The sequence below is a fragment of the Nocardiopsis mwathae genome, from assembly GCF_014201195.1.
In the GTDB taxonomy this organism is placed as follows: Bacteria; Actinomycetota; Actinomycetes; order Streptosporangiales; family Streptosporangiaceae; genus Nocardiopsis_C; species Nocardiopsis_C mwathae.
Genome location: NZ_JACHDS010000001.1, coordinates 1,826,100 through 1,845,280, shown reverse-complemented (window position 1 = coordinate 1,845,280; position 19,181 = coordinate 1,826,100). Strand labels below are relative to the sequence as shown.

Sequence of the window (19,181 nt, the reverse complement as noted above, 5' to 3'; positions counted from 1 at the left end):
TCGTGGTGCACATAACGGCTGACTCTACGGAGGCCTAGGTCTCATTTCGTCTAAGGAGATGTAACGAGGGTGGGGCAACGCCGACGCGTCAGCCCCGGGCCGGTCCGGCGAGGCCGTGCAGCCACTCCAGGTCGATGCCGACCAGCGAGTCGCGCACGGTGAGGCCGTCCGCCGGGGCGATGTCGACGTGGTTGGGCACGCCCACCGTGATGCATCCGGCGGACCGGGCCGAGGCGACGCCCACGACCGAGTCCTCGAACGCCACGCACCGCCGCGGGTCCACACCCAGCAGCCGCGCCGCCTTCAGGTAGGGGTCGGGGTGCGGCTTGTTGCGCTCGACCTCGTCGCCGGCCACGCTCAGATCGAAGGAGCCCAAGCCGATCCCGCCGATCGCGCGCTCCACCAGGCGGCGCTCGGTGGAGGTCACCAGCGCCAGCGGCAGCGCGGAGTCGGCCACCAGGCGGACCAGCTCCTTGGCGCCGGGCCGCAGCTCCGCACCGTCGGCGAGCAGGCGGCCGAACTCCTCGTACAGCGCCAGCCCCACCTCGGCCTCGGTGGCCGCGGCCCCGGTCAGGTCGATGATGTAGCGGGCGACGACCCCGGTCGACCCGCCCACATTGCGCTCGTGGTCCTCCTCGGTCCACTCCCCGCCGAGCCCGGCGACGACGATGCGTTCGGCCTCCCCCCACAGGCCCTCACTGTCGATCAGGGTGCCGTCCATATCGAACAGAACGGCTTGCACAGACCCGCCCGGGGCCTGCGCGGTCGCAGCGTCCCCGGGCGCGCCACGGGTCTCGGCATGTGCCATCAGATACCTCCGACGAAACCCCGCCTTTGAGGCGGAGAAAAAACGATATCCCACGAGAAAGGAGCAGATATACAGAAATCGCCACCAGGGCATTCCGGTTCCGGGACAGTGAACTTACACTCGCCAAGATGGCCGAACCGCTGGACATCGTGTGGTCCCGACCACTCCCTGACGGCACGACGCCGTCGACGGTGACCGTGTCCCAGGACCCCGCTGGGCGCTGGTTCGTGTCGCTCCTGTGCGAAGACCCGGCGGTTGAACCGCTCTCCGCGACCGGCGGTGCCGTCGGGGTCGATGCCGGGCTTGACCACCTGATGACAGTGTCGACCGGTGAGGAGATCGCCGACCCACGGCACGAGCGGAAGGACCGAAAGCGGCTCGCTCGCGCACAGCGAGCGCTCGCGCGTAAGGCCCGAGGCTCTGGAGCCGATCGGGCCGAGGCGCGGCGCAGGGTCGCCCGCATTCATGCTCGCATCGCCGACCGCAGGCGTGACCACCTGCACCAGGTCACCACTCGACTCGTTCGTGAGAACCGAACGATCGTGATCGAGGATTCGAACGTCCGCACACCGCTGAAGAACAGGAAGATCGCCGGAGCCATCTCGGACGCGGCATGGAACGACCTTCGGAGCATGCTGGAGTACAAGGCCCGGTGGTACGGCCGCGAACTCATCGTGGTCGACCGCTGGTTTCCCTCCTCCGAACCGTGTTCGGCATGCGGCGCCCTCGCCACGCGGATGCCGCTGCGCGTGCGCACTTGGACATGCGATTGCGGCACGGCTCATGACCGGGACGTGAACGCCGCGGAGAACATCACGGCCGCCGGGCTGGCGGTGTCGGCCTGTCGAGCCGGCGTAAGACCTCAACGGGAGTCCTCCCGGACGGGGCGGTCGGCTGTGAAGCAGGAATCCTCACGGCGCGAGCCATGAGAATCCCCCGCCCTCGGACGGGGGATGACGTCAAGCGTTGAAGTATTTCGCTTCCGGGTGATGGATGACGATCGCGTCGGTTGCCTGTTCGGGAACGAGTTGGAACTCTTCGGACAACGAGACGCCGACGCGCTCGGGTTCCAGGAGTTTCATGATCTTGGCGCGGTCCTCCAGGTCGGGGCAGGCCCCGTAGCCCAGGGAGAACCGGGCGCCGCGGTAGCCGAGCTTGAAGAAGGCGTCGAGGTCGGCCGGGTCCTCCCCGGCGAAGCCGAGTTCGGCGCGCACACGCGTGTGCCAGTACTCCGCGAGCGCCTCGGTGAGCTGCACGGACAGGCCGTGCAGTTCGAGGTAGTCGCGGTAGGCGTTCTTCTCGAACAGCTCGGCGGTGGCCCGGCTGATCGCCGAGCCGACGGTGACGACCTGGAGGGCCACCACGTCGGTCTCGCCGGACTCCTTGGGGCGGAAGAAGTCGGACAGGCACAGGTGCCGGTCGCGCCGCTGCCGCGGGAAGGTGAACCGGGTCCGCTCGCCGCCGTCCTCGTCCAGCACCACGAGGTCGTCGCCCTCGCTGTGGCAGGGGAAGTAGCCGTAGACGACCGCGGCCTCCAGCCACCCCTCGGTCTGGATCCGGTCCAGCCACATCCGCATGCGCGGGCGGCCCTCGGTCTCCACGAGCTCCTCGTAGCCCGGGCCGCCGCCGCGCGAGGCCTTCAGGCCCCACTGCCCCATGAACAGGGCGCGCTCGTCGAGGAAGGCGGCGTAGTCGGCCAGCGGGAGGCCCTTGCTGATCCGGTCGCCCCAGAACGGCGGGGTGGGTACGGCGTTGGTCGTGGAGACGTCGCTGCGGGCCGGCATCTCCTCGGGCTCGGTGACCTGGAGCTTGGCCCCGCTCTTGACCCGGCGCTTGCGCAGGGCGGGCAGCTCGGCGCCCTCGACGCCGCGCTTGACCGCCATGAAGGCGTCCATCAGCCGCAGGCCCTCGAAGGCGTCCTTGGCGTAGCGGACGTCGCCCTCGAACATCTCGGCCAGGTCCTGCTCGACGTAGGACCGGGTGAGCGCGGCGCCGCCCAGCAGCACCGGGTAGCGCTCGGAGATGCCGCGGGCGTTCATCTCCTCCAGGTTCTCCCGCATGATCACGGTGGACTTGACGAGCAGGCCCGACATGCCGATGACGTCGGCGCGCCGCTCCTCCGCGGCCTCCAGGATCGTGGAGACCGGCTGCTTGATGCCGAGGTTGACGACCTCGTAGCCGTTGTTGGAGAGGATGATGTCGACGAGGTTCTTGCCGATGTCGTGCACGTCGCCCTTGACGGTGGCGAGCACGATGCGGCCCTTGCCGTCGTCGTCGGTCTTCTCCATGTGCGGTTCGAGGTGGGCGACCGCCGACTTCATCACCTCGGCGGACTTCAGGACGAACGGCAGCTGCATCTCACCGGAGCCGAACAGGTCGCCGACCACCTTCATCCCGCCCAGCAGCGTCTCGTTGACGATCTGCAGGGCGGGGCGCTGGGTGAGCGCCTCGTCGAGGTCGGCTTCCAGACCGACCATCTCGCCGTCGATGATGCGCCGTTCCAACCGCTCCCACAGCGGGAGCGCGGCCAGCTCCTGGGCGCGCGAGGCCTTGAGCGCCTTGGCGTCCACACCCTCGAACAGCTCCAGGAACCTGGCGAGCGGGTCGTAGTCCTCGGTGCGCCGGTCGTAGACCATGTCGAGGGCGACCTGGCGCTGCTCGTCGGGGATCCGGTTCATCGGCAGGATCTTGGAGGCGTGCACGATGGCCGAATCCAGCCCCGCCTCGACGCACTCGTGCAGGAACACCGAGTTCAGCACGATGCGCGCGGCCGGATTGAGGCCGAAGGAGATGTTGGACAGCCCCAGCGTGGTCTGCACGTCGGGGTAGCGGCGCTTGACCTCCTTGATCGCCTCGATGGTCTCGATGCCGTCGCGGCGGGTCTCGTCCTGGCCGGTGGCGATCGGGAAGGTCAGCGTGTCGACGATGATGTCGGCGACCCGCATCCCCCACCTGGTGGTGAGCTCTTCGATCAGCCGGACCGCCACGCGCACCTTCCACTCGGCGGTGCGCGCCTGGCCCTCCTCGTCGATGGTCAGCGCGACCACGGCGGCGCCGTGCTCCTGGACCAGCGGCATGATCTTGTTGATGCGGGAGTCGGGGCCGTCGCCGTCCTCGTAGTTGACGGAGTTGACCACGGCCCGCCCGCCGACCAGCTCCAGGCCCGCTTCGAGCACGGCGGGCTCGGTGGAGTCCAGCACCAGCGGCAGGGTGGAGGCGGTGCCCATGCGGGAGGCGAGCTCCTTCATGTCGTGCACACCGTCTCGGCCGACGTAGTCGACGCACAGGTCGAGCAGGTGCGCGCCGTCGCGGATCTGGTCGCGGGCGATCTCGACGCAGTCGTCGTAGCGCTCGGCGACCATCGCCTCGCGGAACTTCTTGGAGCCGTTGGCGTTGGTGCGCTCGCCGATGGCCAGATAGCTGGTGTCCTGGCGGAAGGGGACGCTCTGGTAGAGCGAGGCCGCCGACGGGATGCTGTGCGGACGGCGCTCCTTGATGCCGCGGCCCTGCACGCGCTCCACGACCTGGCGCAGGTGCTCGGGCGTCGTGCCGCAGCACCCGCCGACCATCGACAGCCCGAACTCGCCGGTGAAGGTGTCGTGGGCGTCGGCGAGCTCGTGCGGCTCCAGCGGGTAGACGGCGCCGTTGGCGCCGAGCTCGGGCAGGCCGGCGTTGGGCATGCAGGAGATGGGCGCCCGGGAGTGCTGGGAGAGGAAGCGCAGGTGCTCGCTCATCTCGGCGGGGCCGGTGGCGCAGTTCAGCCCGATCATGTCGATGCCGAGCGGCTCCAGCGCGGTCAGCGCGGCGCCGATCTCCGAGCCGAGCAGCATGGTGCCGGTGGTCTCGATGGTGACCTGGGCGATGATCGGGATGTCGGAGCCGGCGGCGCGCCGCGCGCGCGTCGCCGCGATCACCGCGGCCTTGGTCTGCAGCAGGTCCTGGCAGGTCTCGATGAGGATGGCGTCGGCGCCGCCCTCGATGAGCCCGCGGTGGCACTGCTCGTAGTAGTCGCGCAGGGTCGTGAACTCGGCGTGGCCGAGGGTGGGGAGCTTGGTGCCCGGACCGACGGAGCCGAGCACGTAGCGGGGGTGGTCGGGCGTGGAGTACTCGTCGGCGGCCTCGCGGGCGACCCGCGCGCCGGCCTCGGCCAGCTCGTAGGTGCGGTCGACGATGTCGTACTCGCCGAGGTTGCCGTAGTTCGCACCGAATGTGTTGGTCTCGACACAGTCGACGCCGACGTCGAAGAAGGCGGCGTGGGTGGCGCGGACGACGTCCGGCCGGGTGACGTTGAGGATCTCGTTGCAGCCTTCGTGGCCCTCGAACTCGTCGAGGTCGAGGTCGTGGGCCTGAAGCATGGTGCCCATCGCACCATCGGCGATGATGACGCGCTGGGCAAGGGCATCCCGGAAGGAGAGTCGAGAGCTCATGACCCTTAACTGTAGTGTCGGCCTGCCTTCCGCACAGGACATGGGGTCCTGCGTTCGCCGTCGGTGCGGTGATGCGGCAGGTGGGGCGCCTGCGGCGGGGGCGCCGGATGACTTCATCCGATGATCCGCCGTCGCTTTCCAGCGACGATACCTCAGCGCGTTCCGCGGCGTTGCACCCACCCCATAGGGTGGTTCTGTCCGGCTGCCGGTGCCGGCGTCCGGCCCCGTGGCTGTCGTAGCGGCGGCGCGGCGTGGTAGGGCTGGACGGCGCGTCGGAGGACGTCGCGTGTGTCAGTGGAACCCGGCCGGGCCGGCCGCGCGCAGGGCGGCCCGGGGAAGTGTGAGGAGACGGCCGTTGTCTGAGCTCGACAGCGTGGGTGAGCTCGTCGAGCCTGTCCTGGTCGCGGCGTTCGAGGGCTGGAACGACGCCGGGGAGGCCGCCGGGTCGGTGGTCGAGCATCTAGCGGCGGCCTGGGGCGCCGACGAGCTGCTGGCCCTGGAGCCCGACGACTACTACGACTTCCAGGTCGCGCGCCCGCGGACGAAGGTCGTCGACGGGGAGGGCAGGGGCATCAGCTGGCCCAGCACCCGGATCTCCGTCGCCCGGCCGGCGGGCGGGGGCTGCGATGTCGTGCTGGTGAGCGGCGTCGAGCCGAACATGCGCTGGCGCGGCTTCGCCGGGGACCTGCTGGCGGTGGCCCGCGAGCTCGGGGTGCGCCGGGTGGTGCTGCTGGGCGCGCTGCTGGCCGACGTCCCCCATACCCGCCCGGTGCCGGTGAGCGGGGTGACCACGCCCAAGCACCTGCTGTCGTCGCTGCATCTGGAGCCCGCCGGGTACGAGGGCCCCACCGGCATCATCGGCGTGCTGCACGACACCTTCGCCGCGGCGGGACTGGAGACGGTGTCCCTGTGGGCGGCGGTGCCGCACTACGTGGCCCAGCCGCCCTCCCCCAAGGCCACGCTGGCGCTGCTGCGGGGTGTGGAGGACGTCCTGGACGTCACGGTGCCGCTGGGCGACCTCGTCGAGGAGTCCCGGGCCTGGGAGCACGGCGTCGACGAGCTCGCCTCGGAGGACGAGGACATCGCGGGCTACGTGCGCAGCCTGGAGGAGGCCAAGGACGCGGCCGAGCTTCCCGAGGCGACCGGCGAGGCGATCGCCCGCGAGTTCGAGCGCTACCTCAAGCGCCGCGGCCGGGGCTAGGGCGTGTTTGGCGGATGCTTTCCTCCTGAGCGAGCGGCCGTCCGGGGCGGCGCTCGCAAGCCGCTTCACGAAGTCAATCCAGGTCGGCTTCACGAGTGGAGCGGCGCAGCGAGCGTCGTTCCGGTGGCCGCGAGCCGGAAATGATCCGTCGAACACGCCCTAGTCCCTCCCCCGGCGGCGCCACCGGTCCTTGACGTCGATCTCGGGATACGGGCGGAATCGGCGGAACTCCGCCGTATCCGCGAGGTCGACGCAAGGGACCGGGCGGGGCAGCGGGTCAGACCCGGATCTTGCGCCACTCGCCGGTGGCGAGGACGGTGGCCCAGGCGCCCGCGATGCGGGCGAGTCCGCGGCGGACCTCGTCGACGACGGCGGGGGCGAGCGCGGAGACCGTTCCCTCGGTCGGCTCGATGCGCACGGTCACCCGCAGCCCGTCGAGGACGCGCTGGGCCTTGGCGATGGCCTCGGTGTCGGCGGGGTGGCCGGCGGCGCGGCGTAGTTGCGCGTGCAGGCCGTCGCGCAGGGTGATGGCCTCGTCGAAGTCGGCGAGCGTGATCGGAATGGCCCCGTCGGTGGCCAGTCGGCGCTCACGCAGGAACCGCGCGAGGTCCGCACGGTCGCCGAGGGTGTCGCCGGTGGCGACGAAGGCGCGGACGAGTTCTGCTGCGGTCGACAGTTGGATGGGGGTTGTCATGCCCCCATCTCACCATGGTTGGGGGTGTCGCGCGGACGGTCGCGGCCTTCCCGGCCCGAAGGGGTGGGGATCGGGCGCGAGCGCCGGTGGGCGGCGGGATGGCGGCCGGGATTCGGGCCGCCGGTTCGCGTCGATCCGGACGTGTGCCCGGCGGCGCGCATGCGGGCACGCGTCCGGCCGCCCCGCCCGCAGGGGGCGGCCGGACGGCGGGGCGCCCTACAGCCCGATACCGAGCAGGGTGTCGGTGATGTCGGCGGCCAGGGCCGGGGCGGCGGGGTCGTCCTGGGCACTGCCGGACAGGGCGGCCCCGACCCAGGCGTCCACCGCGGCCAGGGCGGTGACGGTGTCGAGGTCGTCGGCGAGGGCGGCGCGGACCTGGGCGAGCAGCGGCAGGGCGTCGGGGCCGGTGGGCAGTGCCGCCGCGGCGCGCCAGCGGGCGAGGCGCTCGGTCGCCGCGGTGAGCTCGGCGTCGCCCCACTCCCAGGACGTGCGGTAGTGGTGGCCGAGCATGGCCAGGCGGACCGCCATGGGGTCGGCGCCCTGCTCGCGCAGCCGGGAGACGAACACGAGGTTGCCCAGCGACTTCGACATCTTCTCGCCGTTCAGGCCGACCATGCCGACGTGCAGGTAGTTACGGGCGTGGGGTCCGGTGCCGGTGGCGCATCGGGCCTCGGCCGCGCCCATCTCGTGGTGCGGGAAGACCAGGTCGCTGCCGCCGCCGTTGAGGTCGTAGCCCATGCCCAGCTCGTGCAGGGAGATGGCGCTGCACTCCACGTGCCATCCCGGGCGGCCCCGGCCCAGGACGGTGTCCCAGGCGGGTTCTCCGGGGCGCGCGGCCCGCCACAGCAGCCAGTCCAGGGGGTCCTTCTTGCCGGGGCGCTCCGGGTCTCCGCCGCGCTCGGCGAACAGCCGCAGCATTTCGTCGCGGCCCAGATGGCTCACCTCACCGAAGCGGGGCGCGGACTCGGCGGAGAAGTAGATGTCGCCGTCGATCTCGTAGGCGGCGCCGCGCTCGCGGATCTTGGCGACGAACTCGGCGATGAGCTCCACGGACTCCACGACGCCGACGTAGGCGCGCGGCGGCAGGATGCGCAGCGCCGTCATGTCCTCGCGGAAGACCTGGATCTCACGTTCGGCCAGCGCCCGCCAGTCCTCCCCGTTGGCCGCGGCGCGCTCCAGCAGGGGGTCGTCCACGTCGGTGGTGTTCTGCACGTAGTCGACCTCGTGCCCGGCGTCCCGCCACACCCGGCCGACGAGGTCGAAGGTGAGGTAGGTGAAGGCGTGGCCGATGTGGGCGGCGTCGTAGGGCGTGATGCCGCAGACATACATCCGCGCGGTGGGACCGGGGTCGGTGGTGCGCAGGGTACCGGTGGCGGTGTCGTGGACGCGGAGCGGCCCGCCGTTACCCGGCAGGCGGACGATGTCAGGCGCAGACCAAGAACGCATACATCCGAGACTATCCGCCGGTGTGTGGGGGAATGCCCGGAGTCTGCGGGCGGAAAGAGAGGCGATCCTCCCAGCGCCTCGGGGAATAGGGAAGAGGGCGGTGGCGCCGCCGCGGCTACAGGGCGCGGCTGGTCCGGTAGAGGCGCGCGATGGCGGCCACGCTGACGATCACGGCGCCGGCGCACAGCGCCGCGAGCAGCTCGTTGCCCAGCCGCCAGTGCATGAACGCGGCGGCGAAGGACACCACGTAGAGCAGCCAGTAGGCGGCGGATTCGAGGTAGTAGCCGGGAGGGCGGAGGCGGGGCCGGGCGATCCCGTCGTCCTCGCCCCGCTGGCTCCGGTCACTGAATCTTCGAGCTATCACCTGTTGTCGCAATCCCGGGCGGTCCCCGCCGGGGCGGGCGCCTGTTCGTGGGTCGGCTTCGTGGGTTGACGTGGTCGAGGACGGGCGCGGAGAGGCCCCGGCTCCCGAGCGGCGGCGCGGGAGGCGCCGTCGAGTAGGAGACGCCACACGCACCGCCGGGGTTTACCGGAGACGACCCCTGACCCGGGAAGATCACCAGGTCAACGGACCATCCGCCACGCCTCCGGGTCTCCCGGCGCGCCGGTGAAGGCGTATCGGGCCTCCCGCGGGGAGCAGGCGACCAAGGATACAGATCCCGATGCCCAGATCCGGCCGCCGCCCAGGTCGGCCCGGGCGACCAGGGAGGAGGGGTCGTCGGGCCCGGGGCCCAACCCGCCGGTGCGGGCGGGGCCGCGTGCTGCGGCGTCGACCAGGCGCGGCCACTCGCCCCAGATCCGTGCGGGGTCGGCGGCCGAGCGCAGCGTGTCGGCGCCGGGGCTCGGCCGCGTGGCCGCGAACAGCGGGGTGTGCCGGGCGGCGCGCGGCTCCTCGGGGTCCAGGCCCGTGTTGACCAGGACGCTCACCCCGGTGGGCAGGGCGCGTTCGGTGAGCTCGCGGCCGTCCCAGCTGTAGAGGACCGCCGATGCGGCGTCGGCGCCCAGCAGGTGGAAGGGTTCGTAGCGGCGCAGTTCGGTGCCGCTGAGGGTGAGCTTGCCGTGTTCGGCCATGAGCAGCGGCAGGTGTCCGCGGCTGCGGCGCCTGCGGTCGGGGACGGTCGGCTCCAGGCGGGGGGTGCGTCCACCGCCCGGCCAGCCGTTGAGGAGGGCGCCGACGCGCGGCCCGGTGCCGGCGCCGGCGTGTACGGCCAGCCAGGTCCCGCCGTCGCGGGTGTCGCGCCCGCCGATCAGGTCGGGGTGGCCGGGCCAGTGGCGGGCGGGGCGCTCCCAACCGCGGTCGGCCATTTCGTCGCGTATCGCGGCGACCAGCAGCGGCACCTCGGCTCCGGGGTCGAAGCCGACGACGGCCGTACACATACGTGTTCTCCTCGCCCTCGGTGTTCCGTCCGGCTGCGCGGTGCCCCGGCGCCGACCGGCCGCCACTGCGCGCCCGGGTCGGAGGACAGGCGGCACACCGGGCGAAACGGGCCCTTGTCCTACCGCCGCGGGCCGCGACTTCACATAGGCTGCTGGTCGGTCGGGTGCGAAGTGAGGATCCCCGCCGGCCGTTTTCCCCTTCATTGTGACCGCAGCGAGTACTTGGAGCGTGGATGGCCCCCCAGGGCGAACGAATGGAGCAGGTCGCGGACCCTGCCGAGGAGGTGCGCGGGCTCTCCTCCGCCGAGGTCGCCGAACGCGTCGCCCAGGGCCGCACCAACGACGTTCCGGTGCGGGCCAGCCGCACGCTGGGGCAGATCGTCCGGGGCAACGTGTTCACCCGCATCAACGCCATGATCGCGGTGCTGTTCGGCATCATCGCGGTCATCGGCCCGATGCAGGACGGCCTGTTCGCCCTGGTGATCGTGATCAACACGCTGATCGGCATCGTCCAGGAGCTGCGTGCGAAGCGCACCCTGGACAAACTGGCCATCGTGAACGCCGCCCACCCGCGGGTGGTGCGCGACGGGGAGGTCGTCGAGGTCCGGCCGCAGGACGTGGTCCTCGACGACGTGATCGAGCTGGGCCAGGGCGACCAGGTGCCGGTCGACGGCGCGGTGGTGGCCGCCGCCGGGCTGGAGGTCGACGAGTCGCTGCTGACCGGCGAGGCCGATCCTGTCCTCAAGGCCCCCGGGGACAGGGTGATGTCGGGCAGCTTCGTCGTCGCGGGCACCGGCCGGTTCCGCGCCGCCAAGGTCGGTCGGCACGCGTATGCGGCGCGGCTGGCCGAGGAGGCCAGCCGGTTCAGTCTGGTCCACTCCGAGCTGCGCTCGGGGATCGACCGGATCCTGAAGTTCATCACCTGGGCGCTGTTCCCCATCGGCGGGCTGCTCATCTTCAGCCAGCTGGCCCTGGGCGGGCAGGTCGGCATCAGGGAGAGCCTCGACGGGGGGCAGATCCACGGGCCGCTGGCCGAGGCGCTGCGCGGCATGGTGGCCGCCCTGGTGTCGATGGTCCCCGAGGGCCTGGTACTGCTGATCAGCGTCGCCTTCGCGGTCGGTGTCATCCGGCTGGGCCGCCGCAAGTGCCTGGTGCAGGAGCTGCCCGCGATCGAGGGGCTGGCGCGCGTCGACATCGTGTGCACCGACAAGACCGGCACACTCACCGAGAACGGCATGCGGCTGGCGGAGGTCCGCGACCTGGGCGGCGGGGTCAACGGCGAACGGACGGCGCCGCGCGAGGTGCTGGCGGCACTGGCCGCGGCCGACCCGCGGCCCAACGCGAGCCTGGCGGCGGTCGGCGAGGCCTGCGGCGGGCCGCCGGACTGGGCGGTGACGGCCACCGCCGCGTTCTCCTCGGCGCGCAAGTGGAGCGGCGCGAGCTTCGCCACCCCGGCCGGGGAGCGGCACTACGTGCTCGGCGCGCCCGACGTGCTGGCCGCGCCGGACAGCCCGGAGGCGGCCGAGGCCGAGCGCATCGGCGCCCAGGGCATGCGGGTGCTGCTGCTGGCGCGCTCGGGCACACCGGTCGACGCCCCCGAGGCGCCCGGCACCCTCACCCCTGTCTCGCTGGTCGTGCTGGACCAGCGCCTGCGCGACGACGCCGCGCCCACCCTGCGCTACTTCGCCGAGCAGGGCGTCGAGGTCAAGGTGGTCTCGGGGGACAACGCCGCCTCGGTGGGGGCCGTGGCCCGGGAGCTGGAGCTGCCCGGCGCCGAGTCACCCGTGGACGCCCGGGAGCTGGCGAGCGGGCAGGGCGGCTTCGACGACGCGGTGGAGCGGACCTCGGTCTTCGGGCGGGTGACGCCCGAGCAGAAGCGCGACATGGTGCGGGGGCTGCAGAAGCGCGAGCACACGGTCGCGATGACCGGTGACGGCGTCAACGACGTGCTGGCGCTGAAGGAGGCCGACATCGGCGTGGCCATGGGCTCGGGCAGCCCGGCGTCGCGGTCGGTGGCCCAGATCGTGCTGCTGGACAACCGTTTCGCCACGCTTCCGGCGGTGGTCGCCGAGGGGCGGCGGGTCATCGGCAACATCGAGCGGGTGGCCAACCTGTTCCTGACCAAGACCGTGTACTCGATGACGATGGCCACGATCGTCGGCCTGCTCGCCGTCTCCTACCCGTTCTTCCCCCGCCACGCCACCCTGATCAACGCGGTGACCTTCGGCATCCCGGCGTTCTTCCTGGCCCTGGCGCCCAACATCGAGCGCGCCCGTCCCGGGTTCGTGGCCCGCACCCTGCGGCTGGCCGTACCGGCCGGGCTCATCAGCGGCCTGGCCGCGGTCACCACCTACCTGCTGGTGCTGGGCGGCTCGGCCATGCCGGAGCTGACCGACCGAACGGCCGTGGTCGTCACGCTGTGCGCGACCACGCTGTGGGTGCTGCTGCTGGTGGCCAAGCCGTACGTGTGGTGGAAGGTCGTGCTGGTGGCGTCGATGGTGGGGCTGTTGTGCTCGGTGCTGTTCACCCCGCAGGGGCGGGAGTTCTTCGCACTGGACATCAGCGACCCCGGAAAGCTGGTCACCGCCCTGGTCGTGGCGGGGGTCGCCGCCACGCTCATCACCGTCGTCCGCCTGGTCGACGACCGGTTCATCGAGCGCGCCAAGGAGCGCCACGACCGGGAGCGGGCGGCGGCCGCGGCGGAGCGGCAGACCGCGGGCGTCTGACCGGGCCGGCGGCCGCGGCCGGGTCAGACCGGGGGCCAGGGGACCGAGGGCCACTCCGGCGAGGGGTAGGGGTGGATGCGGTGCTCGCGCAGCAGTTCGACGCGGCGGCGCACGGCGTAGCCCTCCGGCCGGGTGAGGTGCCGGGCGAGCTCGGTGGCGACCGCGCTGCCGGCGGTCTGCAGCCGGGCGTGCAGGGCGTCCAGGTCGGCCAGGGCCGCGTCGGGCAGCGGTTCGCCCTGCCACTGCCACAGCACGGTGCGGAGCTTGTACACCTCGGCGAACGAGACACCGTGGTCGCAGCCGTACAGGTGGCCGTCGCGGGTGGGCAGCAGGTGGCCGATCTTGCGGTCCGAGTTGTTGATGACGGCGTCGAAGACGGCCATCCGGCGCAGTCCCGGGTGGCGCACGTCGCGGGCGAGCGCGACCAGGTCGACGCCGGGGTCGCCGTCCACCCACAGCTGCACCATGCCCTCCCCGAACGGGCCGTCGCGGTGCACGGTGGGCGGCACGATGTGCCAGCCCAGTGCGTCGGAGACGGCGAACGCCGCGACCTCGCGTCCGGCGAGCGTCCCCTCCGGGAAGTCCCACAGCGGGCGTTCACCGGCGACCGGCTTGTACACGCAGGCGGCGCGGCGCCCGCCGCCGGAGACGGTGCAGTAGAGGGTGGTGTTGGAGGCGTCGGTCAGCCGCCCCTCGACGGTGAGCTCACCGGTGCGCAGCAGGTCCAGGGCATCGGTCGTGGGCAGCCCCTGGAAGGACGCGGTCATCGCGGATCCGCCCGGCCCATCAGCGCCCGGAGGGCTTGTACCCGTTCTGCCGCGGGCAGATGTGGCCCCCGGGGTCGAGGGGGCCGCCGCACAGCGGGCAGTTGGGCCGTCCGGCGGCCACGACGCGCATGGCGCGCCCGGCGAACGCCCGCGCGGCGGCCGGGGTGAGGTGGACGCGCAGCACGTCGCGGGTGGCGGGCGCCTCCTCGGCGAAGACCTCGATCTGCTCGGCGACGGGGTCTTCCCCGGTCTCCTCCGGCTCCTCGACCTCCTGGGCTTCGACGATGACGCGGGCGGCGTCGGCGTCCCAGGCCAGCGCGAGCGTCCCGACGCGGAAGTCCTCCTCGATGGGCTGTTCCAGCGGGGCGTCGTCGATGTCCTCGGGGGCCGGCGGGGTGTCCTCCGGCTGCTCCCCGAAGCGCCGCCGTACCTCTTCGAGCAGCTCCTCGATGCGTTCGGCGAGCGCCGATACCTGGGCCTTCTCCAGTACCACGCTGGTGATCCGGCCCCCGCCGGTGGCCTGCAGAAAGAAGGTGCGCTCCCCCGGTCGGCCGACGGTTCCGGCCACGAAACGCTCGGGGGGGTCGTAAGAGTAGACGGGCATGGTCATCAACCCTAGATGATGGCGGTCACCGCCGTGATCCGCCACTCGGGTCCGCCGAGCGGCCACATCCGGCCGCCCCCGCTCCCCCGCCGACCGCGGCGTCGCCGGAGGTCGCGGCGGGGCCGGGCAGCAGTCCGTCGACCGAGCCGCCGACGTCGTTGAGGCGCACGAGGAAGGGGCGGGTGGGGGTGTAGCGGACGGCGGTCAGGGAGCAGGGGTCGGGGACGATGCGCTGGAACTGGTCGAGGTGGAGGCCGAGCGCGTCGGCGACGACCGCCTTGATGATGTCGCCGTGGGTGCAGACGAGGTACACGGGGGCGGGGGTGGCGGCGGCCAGCCGGTCGTTCCAGTCGCGAACGGCCGCGACCGCCCGCGCCGCCATCGCGGCCAGGGTCTCGCCGCCGGGGAAGCGGGCGGCGCTGGGGTGGTGCTGCACGATCGGCCAGTGGGGGTCGCGCCTCAGGTCGTCGAAGTCGCGGCCGGTCCAGTCCCCGTAGTCGCACTCGGTGAACCGCTCGTCCTCGGTGACCGGGGTTCCGGTGGCCGCGGCGATCGCCGCGGCGGTCTGGACGCACCGCTCCATCGGGCTGGTGACGACGGCGTCCAGGCGCAGCGGGGCGAGTCTGCGGGCGGTCTGCTCGGCCTGGGCGCGGCCCCGGCCGTCCAGGTGCAGGCCGGGGGTGCGTCCGGCGAGGCGGCTGCCGGTGACCGCGGTCAGGCCGTGGCGGACGAGCAGCAGGGTGGCGGCGGATTCGGGCGGTTGCGGCTGCGCTGGTCTCCCCATGGTGCGTCAGCATAGATCCCCGGCCGCCGATACGCCCGCCGGCGGTGCCGTCAGCCGACCGCCGGGACCGCGGACGGCGCGGGCGCCGGGGACGGATCCGGGCCCGGCTCGGCGGAGGGAGCGGGCTCCGCCGAGGACCGCGCGGCCTGCTCCTCGGCGATGATCTCCTTCTTGGGGTGGTCCGCGTCGGCACCGCCGTGCGGGTCCAGGACGCCGAAGCCGACCAGGGTGAGGACCAGGATGCCCAGCGCGACCCGGTAGTAGACGAACGGCATGAAGCTGTGCGTGGAGATGAACCGCATGAGCCAGGCGATGACGGCGAAGCCGACCACACCGGCGATGGCGGTGCCGACGACGGTGGCCGCCACCCCGGCGTACTCGTCGCCGCCGATGTCCTTGAGCTTGTACAGCCCGGAACCGAACACGGCCGGGATGGCGAGCAGGAACGAGTACTCGGCGGCGTCCTTGCGCTTGAAGCCCAGCAGCATTCCGCCGGTGATGGTGCCGCCCGAGCGGGAGACCCCGGGGATGAGCGCGAGCGCCTGGAAGAAGCCGAAGGTGATGCCGCGCCGGGCGTCGAGGTCGACGAGTTCGCGGTGCTTGCGGGTATGGCGGTCGGCCAGGCCGAGGATCACGCCGAAGACGATGAGGGTGAGCGCGACGAGCCGCAGGTCGCGGAAGGCGCTGTCGATCTGCTCCTCGAACAGCAGCCCCAGCACGACGATGGGCAGTGTGCCGATGATGACGTACCAGCCCATGCGGGCGTTGATGTCGCGCCGCAGGTCCCTGTCGACCAGGGAGCGCGACCATGTGGCGATGATCGCCCCGATCCGCCTGCGGAAGTAGATGACCACGGCGAGTTCGGTGCCCAGCTGGCTCACCGCCGTGAACGCCGCGCCGGGGTCGGGCCAGCCGAAGAGGGCGGAGAACACCCGCAGGTGGCCGCTGGACGAGATCGGCAGGAATTCGGTCAGTCCCTGGATCAGCCCAAGGACGATGGCCTCGAAAATGCTCACGGCGGACGTGTCTCCAACGGCATGCGGACTCCGGCACCGCGCGTGGCGGCACCCGGGGAGATCCGGTGGGACCGGTGCGCCGGCTCGGGCTGCGGCGCGGAACGGATGTGGGCAGCTTACTCAAGCCGCCGCGTCCGCGCCGACGTGCGAGAACGGCCCGTCGGGGCGTTTCGGGCGGCCGCGGCGGCACGCGGGCGGGGCGGGCGTGCCCGCGGACGGCGGCCGCGGCCCGCGGCCGCCATCGGCCGTTCCCGGAGCGGATCACAGCCAGGTGCGACGCGACACGGTACCCTCCGCGCCATGGAACAGCGACAGGCGGGCGGGTCGGGGCTCTGGGTGTCTCGTACTGCCCTGGGCACCATGACCTGGGGAAAAGACACCTCGGAGGAGGAGGCCGGCGACCAGCTCACCTCCTTTGTGGATGCCGGCGGGACACTGATCGACACCGCCGATATCTACACCGGCGGGCACAGCGAGCGCATCATCGGTCGGCTGGTGACCGGCGTCGTCCGGCGCGACGACGTGATCATCGCCACCAAGGCCGGGCACACCCCCGAGGGCTACCGCCCCTGCGACACCTCCCGGCGCCACCTGCTGGCCTCGCTGGACGCGTCCCTGCGCCGCCTGCGCACCGACTACATCGACCTGTGGCAGCTGCACGTCCACGACCCCGACACCCCGGCGGCGGAGACCCTGGCCGCGATGGACGCCGCCGTGGCCTCCGGGAAGGTGCGCTACATCGGCGTGGGCGGCCTGACGGCCTGGCAGTTCGCCACCTACGCCACCTGGCAGCAGGCCGCTCCCGGCTCCGGGCGCTCCCCGGTGGTCGCCACCGCGACGGAGTACTCCCTGCTCAACCGGGGTGCCGAGCACGACCTGCTCCCGGCGGCGGCCGACCGCGGGGCGGGGCTGATCGCCTGGTCGGCGCTGGGCCGCGGGGTGCTGAGCGGCAAGTACCGCAGCGGAGTGCCCGAGGGGTCGCGCGCCGCGCTGCCGCACATGGCGCCCTACGTCGAGCCCTACCTCGACGAGCGCAGCGGCCGCATCGTGGAGTCGGTCTGCACGGCCGCCGACGGCCTGGGCGTGTCTCCGCTGGCCGTGGCACTGAGCTGGGTGCGCGACCGGCCGGGGGTGACCGCCGCCGTGGTGGGTCCGCGCACCACCGCCCAGCTCGACGGCGTCCTCGCCGCCGAGGATGTCGAGTTGCCGCGGGAGATCCGCGAAGCCCTCGACGACGCCTCCTCCGCCCCGGCTCGGTGACGCCTTCAGGGCGTGTTCCGTGGATCACGCCCTGGTCACCCGCGGGCCCGGGGCACCCAGGGGCGGCACCGGGAACGTTCATCCGGACGTCGTGCGGGCGACCGCGAGAGTTCCGCGGGGTTTCGCCGGCGGGGCGGCGCGGGTCCGGCCGTCCACAGCCCGGCTCGCGGCGGCCGGATCCGTCCGCCGCGCTCGCTAAGCTCCCAGGGACGTTCGCACACCACTGTTCGCGCAGGAAAGGAACTCCCGATGTCCGAGGCACCGATCGCGGCGGGGTCCCAGGGCGGCGGCCCCGTCGAGCGCACCCGCGCGGTGCTGGCGCGGCTGGGCGCGCCCGAACCCCTGGCGGAGCCGCTGGTGGGTGTGCTGGGGCCGGGGGCCGCCGAGGAGCTGGACGCCGACCCGTGGCGGCTGCTGGCCCTCCCCCGCATCACCCCGGAGCAGGCCGACCACTGCGCGCGGCGGGCGCTGGGCGAGGGCCCCTCTCCCGACGACCCGCGGCGCGGCCGCGCGATCGTCGCCCACCTGCTGGGCCGCGCGGCGCGCGAGGGCCACACCGCCATCGAGGAGCGGCGGCTGGCGCGGGCGGTGCGCGCGGCCGGGGTCCGCACGGCCGAGGCCGCGATGACGGCGGCCCTCGACGACGGCGGCGTCATGGTGTTCGAGTCCTTCCCGGACGACGGCGACCCCTTCGGCGAGGGCGGGGAGGCCGCCGAGATGCCCGAGCCCGAGCGGCACTACGGCCTGGCGCGCCTCGGCCTGGCCGAGCAGGACCTGGGTGAGGGCCTGGTGCGGCTGTCGGGCACCGGCGAGCCGGTCATGGATTCGGCGACCGCCGCCGAGACCGTCGCGGCCACGGCGGCGCGCCTCGGCGTCGAGATCGCCCCGGAGACCGTCGCCGCGCTGGTCACGGTGGCGCTGCGGGGTGTGTCGGTCCTGACGCACGGTGCGGGGTCGCGCGCGGCCGTCGCCCACGTGGTGGCGTGCGCCGCCGACATCGGGGCCGAGAGCGAACTCGGTGTCGCCGTCGCCGCGCCCACCGCGCAGGCCGCGGCCGCGCTCAACGCGGAGCTGACGGCCCTGGGCGACGGCGGGGCGGGCGCCGTGGCCGTTCCGCTGGCGCGGCTGCTGGAGTGCCGCGGCCCCGGCGCGTTCGGGCGCGGCGCCGAGCGCCCCGTCGAGGCGGGGCTGGTCGTCGTCACCGACGCGATGGCGCTGGACGTGGAGCACGCGGCGGCGCTGGTGGAGGCGTGCGCGGACGGCACCCACCTGGTGCTGGTCGCCGACCCGGCCGAGGCACCGTCGGTCGGCCCGGGGCAGGTGGTCGCCGACCTCGCGGCGTCACGTGCGCTGGCCGTGGCGGAACTGCCGGACGCCGCCGGGGCCGGCCCGCTGGCCGAGCTGGCGGCCCTGGTCGCGGGCGGGGAGCTGGGCGAGGTGGCGGCCCCGCGGCGGGAGGTCGTGGTCGTGCCCGCGGGATCCGGCGCCGAGGCGGCGCATCGCACGCTGCAGCTCATCGGCGACTCGATCCCGCGCGCGGTGGGCATCCCCGCCGAGGAGGTGCAGATCGTCGCCGCGACGCGGGGCGGCGAGGCGGGCGCCGACGCGCTGAACGCGGCCTGCAAGGCCCGGTTCAACCCGGGTCCGGGGGCGTACAACGGCGTGGACCCGGGCGACCGGGTGCTGCTGGCGGCCGATGGACCGGGCTACGCGGCGGGCGATGTCGGCCACCTGCGCGCGGTGGAGGGCGGCGGCCTCGCGGTGGAGCTGCCCGATGGTACGTCGGTCGGCCTCGCCGACGCCGCGCACCTGCGCCCGGGGTGGGCCATCACCGTGGCCGCGGCGCACGGCGGGCGGTGGCCGGCGGTGGTCGCGGTGTTCGGTCCGCAGACCCGCGGGTCGCGCCCGCAGGTCTATACGGCCGTCACCCGGGCGCGGCACCACCTGTCGGTCGTACACGCGTCCGGCCCCGCCCTGGCCCGGGCCGTCCGGGAGATCCCGTCCCTCCCCCGGCACAGCCGCCTGGTGCGGATTCTGCGCGAGGGCTGAGGAAGGCCGGCCGCGTTCCGCC

At 73.1% G+C, this 19,181-nt stretch carries 13 protein-coding genes and 2 pseudogenes; 5 read left to right on the top strand and 10 right to left on the bottom strand.

The genetic code is table 11. The features are described 5' to 3' along the window. Positions 1 to 88 precede the first annotated feature (88 nt). A complete protein-coding gene (locus tag HNR23_RS07565; RefSeq protein ID WP_184074711.1) occupies positions 89 to 808 on the bottom strand; it encodes an HAD family hydrolase in 720 nt (239 codons plus the stop codon). A gap of 50 nt (positions 809 to 858) precedes the next feature. Here HNR23_RS07565 and HNR23_RS07560 point away from each other — a divergent pair. Then, positions 859 to 1,737, top strand: a pseudogene (locus HNR23_RS07560) (RNA-guided endonuclease InsQ/TnpB family protein); the annotation flags it as partial. 30 nt (positions 1,738 to 1,767) lie between these two features. On the opposite strand, the gene metH reads toward HNR23_RS07560, so the two are convergent. After that, complete coding sequence (metH, locus tag HNR23_RS07555; protein ID WP_184074710.1) at positions 1,768 to 5,235, bottom strand: methionine synthase; 3,468 nt, start codon at positions 5,233 to 5,235, stop codon at positions 1,768 to 1,770. 355 nt (positions 5,236 to 5,590) lie between these two features. Here metH and HNR23_RS07550 point away from each other — a divergent pair, with 355 nt between their 5' ends. After that, positions 5,591 to 6,436 carry a PAC2 family protein gene (locus tag HNR23_RS07550; RefSeq protein WP_184074709.1) on the top strand — a complete coding sequence of 282 codons (846 nt, stop codon included), beginning with the start codon at positions 5,591 to 5,593 and terminating at the stop codon, positions 6,434 to 6,436. Between the two features lie 277 nt (positions 6,437 to 6,713). Here the strand turns inward: HNR23_RS07550 and HNR23_RS07545 are convergent, their stop codons facing one another. The 4 genes from HNR23_RS07545 to HNR23_RS07530 all read right to left on the bottom strand — a co-directional run bounded on the left by HNR23_RS07545 (position 6,714) and on the right by HNR23_RS07530 (position 9,953). Then, positions 6,714 to 7,130, bottom strand: coding sequence for an ABATE domain-containing protein (locus HNR23_RS07545; protein WP_184074708.1), 417 nt, complete (start codon positions 7,128 to 7,130; stop codon positions 6,714 to 6,716). A gap of 216 nt (positions 7,131 to 7,346) precedes the next feature. Then, positions 7,347 to 8,576: a cysteine--1-D-myo-inosityl 2-amino-2-deoxy-alpha-D-glucopyranoside ligase gene (gene mshC / locus HNR23_RS07540; protein ID WP_184074707.1), complete on the bottom strand. Its 1,230-nt coding sequence runs from the start codon at positions 8,574 to 8,576 to the stop codon at positions 7,347 to 7,349. 115 nt (positions 8,577 to 8,691) lie between these two features. Next, positions 8,692 to 8,940, bottom strand: a complete 249-nt coding sequence (locus tag HNR23_RS07535; RefSeq protein ID WP_221308986.1) for a hypothetical protein — start codon at positions 8,938 to 8,940, stop codon at positions 8,692 to 8,694. Positions 8,941 to 9,140: 200 nt separating this feature from the next. Beyond that, positions 9,141 to 9,953: an NRDE family protein gene (locus HNR23_RS07530; RefSeq protein ID WP_184074706.1), complete on the bottom strand. Its 813-nt coding sequence runs from the start codon at positions 9,951 to 9,953 to the stop codon at positions 9,141 to 9,143. A 254-nt stretch (positions 9,954 to 10,207) separates the two neighbouring features. Here HNR23_RS07530 and HNR23_RS07525 point away from each other — a divergent pair, with 254 nt between their 5' ends. Beyond that, complete coding sequence (locus HNR23_RS07525; protein WP_246421632.1) at positions 10,208 to 12,679, top strand: HAD-IC family P-type ATPase; 2,472 nt, start codon at positions 10,208 to 10,210, stop codon at positions 12,677 to 12,679. 23 nt (positions 12,680 to 12,702) lie between these two features. Here the strand turns inward: HNR23_RS07525 and HNR23_RS07520 are convergent, their stop codons facing one another. The 4 genes and pseudogenes from HNR23_RS07520 to HNR23_RS07505 form a co-directional block, all read right to left on the bottom strand. After that, entirely contained in the window at positions 12,703 to 13,446 is a 744-nt protein-coding gene (locus HNR23_RS07520; RefSeq protein ID WP_184074704.1) for an SCO1664 family protein, read from the bottom strand. Positions 13,447 to 13,465: 19 nt separating this feature from the next. After that, a complete protein-coding gene (locus HNR23_RS07515) occupies positions 13,466 to 14,050 on the bottom strand; it encodes a DUF3090 family protein (RefSeq protein WP_184074703.1) in 585 nt (194 codons plus the stop codon). A gap of 25 nt (positions 14,051 to 14,075) precedes the next feature. Continuing rightward, the gene (locus HNR23_RS07510) at positions 14,076 to 14,834 is read right to left on the bottom strand and encodes an MSMEG_4193 family putative phosphomutase (RefSeq protein WP_184074702.1); all 759 of its coding nucleotides are present in this window, start codon (positions 14,832 to 14,834) and stop codon (positions 14,076 to 14,078) included. A gap of 53 nt (positions 14,835 to 14,887) precedes the next feature. Then, positions 14,888 to 15,850, bottom strand: a pseudogene (locus HNR23_RS07505) (undecaprenyl-diphosphate phosphatase); the annotation flags it as partial. A 300-nt stretch (positions 15,851 to 16,150) separates the two neighbouring features. On the opposite strand from HNR23_RS07505, the gene HNR23_RS07500 reads away from it, so the two are divergent. Together HNR23_RS07500 and HNR23_RS07495 are read left to right on the top strand one after the other, a co-directional pair. Beyond that, entirely contained in the window at positions 16,151 to 17,110 is a 960-nt protein-coding gene (locus HNR23_RS07500; RefSeq protein WP_184074700.1) for an aldo/keto reductase, read from the top strand. 249 nt (positions 17,111 to 17,359) lie between these two features. Next, entirely contained in the window at positions 17,360 to 19,159 is a 1,800-nt protein-coding gene (locus HNR23_RS07495; RefSeq protein ID WP_184074699.1) for a helix-hairpin-helix domain-containing protein, read from the top strand. Positions 19,160 to 19,181: the final 22 nt, after the last annotated feature.